The organism is Isoptericola croceus (genome assembly GCF_029382255.1).
Lineage (GTDB): Bacteria > Actinomycetota > Actinomycetes > Actinomycetales > Cellulomonadaceae > Isoptericola > Isoptericola croceus.
In genome coordinates, this window is record NZ_JARLLG010000569.1 from 1 (window position 1) to 251 (window position 251).

1 protein-coding gene is annotated in these 251 nt (G+C 56.2%); it reads right to left on the reverse strand.

All coding sequences use genetic code 11. From position 1 onward, the window contains the following. Nucleotides 1-251, reverse strand: a 251-nt coding sequence (locus PZC42_RS22100) for a peptidylprolyl isomerase (RefSeq protein WP_277214364.1), incomplete at both ends; no start/stop codon positions are given.

The following is a 251-nucleotide window of genomic DNA, read 5'->3' on the forward strand; positions in this document are numbered from 1 at the left end:
CTTGGGTTTGCCAGAGCGTCGTCCGCAGCTCGAGACGATGTCTACGACATCCATACCCTCCAGCACACGTCCAAATACCACGTGTTTGCCATCCAGCCACGGCGTATCGCCCGTACAGATAAAGAACTGGCTTCCGTTGGTATTTGCGCCAGCGTTCGCCATACTCAGCGTACCAGGACCTTCATGAGGCACACTCAGGTCTTCGTCGTCAAAGCGACGTCCGTAGACAGACTCGCCACCACGTCCATTGT